The organism is Pedobacter sp. 01N416 (assembly GCF_056399685.1).
This window is the reverse complement of record NZ_JBFTRT010000298.1, coordinates 1-5,844: the sequence shown is the minus strand read 5'-3', so window position 1 is coordinate 5,844 and position 5,844 is coordinate 1. Positions and strand designations below refer to the sequence as shown.

Annotated in this window: 5 protein-coding genes; 3 read left to right on the top strand and 2 right to left on the bottom strand. The window is 38.4% G+C overall.

Going from position 1 to position 5,844, the window contains the following annotated elements:
• On the top strand, nucleotides 1-711 hold a 711-nt coding region (locus tag AC1DND_RS16595), incomplete at its 5' end, for a SusD/RagB family nutrient-binding outer membrane lipoprotein (RefSeq protein WP_477583260.1).
• 143 nt (nucleotides 712-854) lie between these two features.
• Here AC1DND_RS16595 and AC1DND_RS16590 read toward each other — a convergent pair.
• Nucleotides 855-1,055 carry a hypothetical protein gene (locus tag AC1DND_RS16590; protein ID WP_036670470.1) on the bottom strand — a complete coding sequence of 67 codons (201 nt, stop codon included), beginning with the start codon at nucleotides 1,053-1,055 and terminating at the stop codon, nucleotides 855-857.
• A gap of 432 nt (nucleotides 1,056-1,487) precedes the next feature.
• Here AC1DND_RS16590 and AC1DND_RS16585 point away from each other — a divergent pair, with 432 nt between their 5' ends.
• On the top strand, nucleotides 1,488-1,634 hold the full coding sequence (locus AC1DND_RS16585; protein WP_477583258.1) for a hypothetical protein: 147 nt from the start codon (nucleotides 1,488-1,490) through the stop codon (nucleotides 1,632-1,634).
• Between the two features lie 14 nt (nucleotides 1,635-1,648).
• Nucleotides 1,649-3,859, top strand: coding sequence for an alpha-galactosidase (locus AC1DND_RS16580; RefSeq protein WP_477583256.1), 2,211 nt, complete (start codon nucleotides 1,649-1,651; stop codon nucleotides 3,857-3,859).
• A 334-nt stretch (nucleotides 3,860-4,193) separates the two neighbouring features.
• Here the strand turns inward: AC1DND_RS16580 and AC1DND_RS16575 are convergent.
• Nucleotides 4,194-5,844: hybrid sensor histidine kinase/response regulator transcription factor (locus tag AC1DND_RS16575; RefSeq protein WP_477583254.1), on the bottom strand; the 1,651-nt coding region annotated here is incomplete at its 5' end.

Genomic DNA, 5,844 nt, shown 5'->3' with positions numbered 1-5,844 from the left:
GCACAACTGTTCTACAGTGATTCACCTCAGCAAAATCCGGTAGCAGCCTCATTCGAAACCAGGAATGATTACCGGATCAGCAAAACCATTGTGGATAAACTTTTTGCACTAAATGATCCTAGGTTACCAGTTTATGCAAGCAAAACTGATAATGCTACACCTCAAACGTATGTAGGCATTCCGAATGGCTCAACAAATTCAGAAGCCAGTGCAATAGGTTTGGCAAATTCTTCCAGACCAGGAACTTATTTTTTAGCACCAAAAGCACCTGCTGTGATTTTTAGCTATGCCGAACTGCTTTTTGATAGGGCAGAAGCAGCTGCAAGAGGTTTTACTGCCGAAAATGCCGCTGATCTGTATAAACAGGCCATCAGGGCATCATTTGATCAATACAGTATTGGTGGAAGTGTTGTTGATGATTATATTAATCAGACTTCAATACAATATGATGCAGGTAATTATAAAAAATCAATCGGTGAACAAAAATGGATCGCTTTATTTGGTCAGGGGTTAGAAGCCTGGACAGAGCAGAGAAGGTTAGATTATCCGCAATTAACTGCATCTGTTAATACCGTGTTGAATGGCAAAATTCCGGTACGTTTTATTTATCCAGGTTCTGAACAATCGTTAAACGGACAGAATTATAAAAATGCGGTGAGCAGTCAGGGTGCAGATTTATTAACCACCAAACTTTGGTTTGATGCTTTTTAATCCGATAGTGGTAATAGTGGTGTCAGATGTTGCCATCTGACACAAAAAACAAAAACGTCCCGGTTTAAATCGGGACGTTTTTGTTTGAAATTTTAAAGAAAGAGGTATCTCGTGTGTTGGAGTTCCTGCTTTCTTCCAGGTATTCATCTGGCTAAGTCTTCGGCAGCATTACTTGCCCTGTTTTTCAGATCTTCGGTATATCCTTTTGCTTTATCTACCCATCCCGGAGCCTTATCCAATAGCTCATCAACTATCGATTGGCCGGTAATTGGATCTTTCTTCGTGATATATTTTACACCGGCATAAACTGCGGCGCCAATAATTGCTGTTTTTAAAATTCCCATGTTCTTTCTTTTTTTTCTTAATTAAACATTTTGAGACCGTTAAAAGTTTTAGACAATTTCTTATACCGGTTGTTACATATTGTTGTTGCATGGCGCATTTTTATTCCGCTCATTTAACATTATTTTGTCGCTGTACTGCAGGATATTACGTATAATACGCTATTTATTCATTGCAATTACTAAAGTTAATAATGCCGGATAATAACAGCTGGCTTCACATTAAAAAAAGAATTTAGCTCGTTTCTCAGTTCCAAATGATTGCTTTTTAAGCAAGTAATTGCGTGGCCGGCTTGCCTCGCCATGATGAATTTTCTTAAATGCCATCGATAAACATCTGGTATGGCGATAAAAATTTTACAGATTATCACTATTAAATTTATATATTTCGAGCAAATTAACCTCCAGTAAATCGATTAAACCAAATATTGCTGCATGAATAAGAAAAAGCTGTTCAATGAAATTAAGGAGTTGAGCATCATAAATTCTTTCTCGAAACACGAACAGCTTGTACAGAGAATCATCAATGGCCTAAACCATAAGCTGATTGCTAAGGGAGATATTTTGCCTTCACCCGATTAACATTGAAAACACAAATGAACAAGTCAGATCAAATTACCGGTTACATCAAGCATGGGGCATTGGCGATTACCATTTCACTCTTTACCGTTGGCAATATTAACGCCCAAACCATTATTCCTATTGAAACCGCGCACAATGCCGTGGTATTACAGGCCGATGTAAAGAAAGATGTAAACACTATCTTTTTTGGAAAAAAACTGGCAAATAAGCAAGAATACGCCCAAGTTACTGCGCAATATAAACAGACTGAAGATTATACTGGTCAGCTAAATTCGGTGTATACACCTTCAGGATCAAGGAATTTGGTAGAACCAGCTATTAGCGTTACCCATGCCGATGGCAATAACTCACTCGATCTGAAATACGTTGATCATACCGTAACGGCTATTGATAATAATGTGAGTCTACTTAAAATCAGGTTGAAAGACCCGGTTTACAATTTCGAAGTCACCATGTTTTATAAGTCTTTTTATAAACAAGATGTAATAGAACAATGGACGGAGATTAAACATAATGAGAAAGGTACAGTGGTATTACATAAATACGCCTCGGCCAATCTGCACTTAAAATCACCACGTTTTTGGTTAAATCAGTATCATGGCGATTGGGCCAAAGAAATGCAGCCAGAACAAAGTGAAATTACCCATGGTATTAAAACTTTGGATAGCAAACTGGGTACGAGGGCAAATTTGTTTCAACCTTCTGTTTTTATGATTTCGTTAGATAAGCCTGCTGAAGAAAATGAAGGCAATGTTTTGTATGGTGCGATGGAATGGAGCGGTAATTTTAAGATCGATCTTGAGCTGGATTACCAGGATAACCTCCGCATTATTGCCGGAATGAACAATTATGCTTCGCCATACAGCTTAAAGCCAGGTGAAGTTTTTACAACCCCTGCTTTTTTGTACACTTTTTCTGATCAGGGAAAAGGAGACGCCAGTAGGAAATTGCAAGATTGGGCACGTAATTATAAGATATTAGATGGAAAGGGTAGCAGATTAACCCTTTTGAATAACTGGGAAGCTACTTATTTCGATTTTAATGAACAAAAATTGGCCGATTTGTTAAAAGATACCAAAAAACTGGGTGTCGATTTCTTTTTACTTGATGATGGTTGGTTCGGGAACAAATATCCACGTAACGATGATCATGCCGGGCTTGGCGATTGGCAGGAAAACAAGAAGAAATTGCCAAACGGAATAGCATCTTTAGTAAAAGAGGCCGATAATGTAGGAACCAGATTCGGAATTTGGATAGAACCCGAAATGGTTAATCCTAAAAGCGAACTTTATGAAAAACATCCAGATTGGGTGGTAAAACAGCCGAACAGACCTGAATACTATTTTAGAAACCAATTAGAGCTCGATCTGAGTAACCCAAAAGTACAGGATTTTGTTTTCGGTGTGGTAGATGGTCTGTTTACCAAAAATCCTAAACTGGCTTACATTAAATGGGRTTGTAATGCCGTAATTTACAATGCATACTCCGCACATTTAAAAAATCAATCTCATTTTTACATCGATTATGTAAGAGGATTGTATAGTGTATTGCAAAGAATCCGTGCAAAATATCCAACTGTGCCTATGATGTTATGCTCTGGTGGAGGTGGTAGGGTAGATTATGCTGCCTTACAGTATTTTACAGAGTTTTGGCCTAGTGATAATACCGACCCATTAGAGCGCATATTTATGCAATGGGAATACTCTTATTTTTATCCGGCCATTAGTAGTTCCAACCATGTAACCGATTGGGGAAAACAGCCAATAAAATTCCGTACCGATGTAGCCATGATGGGTAAATTGGGTTTCGATATCGTAGTGAGTAAATTACCTGAAAAAGAGCTTCAGTTCTGTCAGGAGGCCATTAAAAACTATAATGATGTAAAACAAACGATCTGGCAAGGCGAACAGTATCGTTTGGCTAATCCACGTACCGGTAGCATAGCATCGATGTTATATGTAAATGCGCAAAAAACAGAAGGGGTAATTTTCAATTACCTGGTAAACTTCCGTTATGGTGAAAATAGTAAGTATCCGATTAAATTGAACGGTTTAGATGCGACAAAGAAGTACCACATTAAAGAAATTAACCTTTATCCAGGAACAAAATCATCAATAGATGCTACTAAAACCTATACTGGCGATTTCTTGATGAAAGTGGGCTTTAATCCTATTCTTAATGCTACAAGAACTAGTGTGGTGCTAAAATTGGAGGAAGCAAAATAGTACGGCTCGTCTTTAAATATAGTCCGTCATTGCGAGAAGGCTTTTTCAGCCGACGAAGCAATCTTACAACTATCACTGGTAGCGAGCACTTTAAGATTGCTTCGTCGTTCCTCCACGCAATGACGATTCTTCGCGAGGTAAGATAACAAAAGGATGCCTAATCCGTATTCTATGTGTTGGTGGCCCACCAAACAATTATCCTTAATTCAACTCTTACAATTGGTCATTCTGAATGAAATGAAGAATCCTTTAATTCACGATATAGGCCCTTCGACTACGCTCAGGGTGACAGACCAAGGGAGTCGACGGAAGACTTCAGACTACCGACTGAGGACTAACCTTCATCCTCTCCATTCATAAACGCCCGCGGACTTTTTCCAAATTGTTTTTTAAACTCCCTGCTAAAATATTTTGGATCGTTAAAGCCAACCTGATAAGCCACTTCATAAATGGTAAACCTATTTTGTTTAAACAGCTCCATCGCTTTCTTTAAACGGATCGATTTAACGAAATCATTTACGGAGAGGTTAGTAAGTTTTCTAATTTTTTTATACAAAATAGGCCTACTCATACCAACCATTGAAGCTAATTCAGATACCCCAAAATCTTCATCGGCGATATGTTCATCAATGTATTTTAAGAGTTTTAGCATAAAAGCTTCATCAATGGCATTTATGGTGAGCTCTTTCGGCTGTAAATGGATGTGTTTCAGGAATTTTTGACGCATTGTCTGTCTCGACATCAGTAGATTGYGAACATTCAGTAAAAGCAATTCAGGACTAAAAGGTTTGGTGATATAAGCATCGGCTCCTGTTTCCAAGCCGCTAACCTGGTGGATATGAGAAGAACGGGCTGTAAGGATAATAACAGGTATGTGGCTGGTCCGTTCATCTTCCTTAAGTCTGCGGCAAAGCACTATACCATCCATTATCGGCATCATAATGTCGCAGATAATCAGATCGGGCAGCGTTTCTACTGCTGTTTCCCAACCCATTAATCCATTTTCACTTTCCGCTATCTGGTAATGTTTGCCAACCAGTGATGTAATTAGTAGTCTGATTTCGCTATTGTCTTCCACCACCAATATGGTTTCGGTTGAAATATCAGTTTCTTTTTCGGATTTTAAAATTGCTACCGCTTGTTCTGCTTGTTGCGTATAGATATCAGGAAGGCTTGAATAATCTTTTACACCATCAAAAAGAGCCGTTTTAAAATGTGATTTCCCTTTCTTTAATCTTACGGTAAAGTTGGTGAAACCACGCTCGCCATTTTCAGCAGGTGTGCTTTCTACGGCAATATGCCCTYTGTGTTCCTCTACAATTGCTTTAGAAAGTGCCAAACCTATTCCCGAACCGATTTGATTTGAATGTTGCTCATCTACCTGGAAATAATCGCTAAARAGATTCTTTAAGCTTTCTGCAGGTATGCCCAACCCATTATCTGAAATGCTAATCGCTACTTCATTCTCCATTTCCAATAGAGAAACAGATATTTTGCCACCTTTATTGCAGAATTTAAAGGCATTAGATAACAGGTTAAACAATACTTTTTCGAGCTGCCGTTTATCAAAAAACAGACTGATGTTTTCCTGCTCGTGTACAAACTCGTACTGTATATCATTTGTTTGGGCGAGATGAGAGAAGGAGATGAAAATTTCGTTAATAAAATCGACAATATTATCTTCTGTAACATGTAGGGTAAGGTGCCCGGTTTCAGCTTTTCTAAAATCCATTAATTCGGTAATAAGCCGCATTAGCCTATTTGCATTATTTTTTATAGGAATAATCTGCCGATTTAGCTCGGTATCGGTTTGATATTGCTTAGAAAGATTTTCTAACGGGCCAAGAATTAGGGTAAGTGGTGTTCTGATTTCGTGGGCCACATAGGTGAAGAAATTCAGTTTCATTTTCTGGATGTCTTCCGTACGTTTAAGCAGGGCACGTACAAAAAGATAACGTACAATTAAAAACAGTAAGCCCGAAAAG

Coding starts and splice junctions, on each gene's coding strand:
- AC1DND_RS16590 (WP_036670470.1), bottom strand. CDS start 1,055: ATGGGAATTTTAAAAACAGCAATTATTGGCGCCGCAGTTTATGCCGGT.
- AC1DND_RS16585 (WP_477583258.1), top strand. CDS start 1,488: ATGAATAAGAAAAAGCTGTTCAATGAAATTAAGGAGTTGAGCATCATA.